The sequence below is a fragment of the Chryseobacterium sp. SIMBA_029 genome, assembly GCF_046535275.1.
Taxonomy (GTDB): domain Bacteria; phylum Bacteroidota; class Bacteroidia; order Flavobacteriales; family Weeksellaceae; genus Chryseobacterium.
Window position 1 is genome coordinate 1 of sequence record NZ_JAWRXA010000457.1, and the last position, 263, is coordinate 263.

At 59.7% G+C, this 263-nt stretch carries 1 pseudogene; it reads right to left on the reverse strand.

Going from position 1 to position 263, the window contains the following annotated elements:
- Positions 1-263, reverse strand: a pseudogene (locus tag SB679_RS24805) (alpha-ketoacid dehydrogenase subunit beta); the annotation flags it as partial.

Sequence of the window (263 nt, forward strand, 5' to 3'; positions counted from 1 at the left end):
ATGAGCTGGGTTGCAACGACGGTTACGTGCTGTCCAGGGCGGGCGACGCGAGCCTGCCCCAGGGGTATGTGTTCCTTCGTAACAGGCCCTTTGTCGTAGTAGAGGCCCTTGTGTTCAAGGAAGATTGTCGGGTTGTTGCTCTTTATGGCAGTGTGGAGCAGGCCGTAGGCGTCATTGGGCGTGGAGGGAACGACGACTTCCAGACCTGGAACGTGGGCGTACAGCGTTTCCAGTGACTGGGAGTGCTGGGCGGCCTTGCCGAT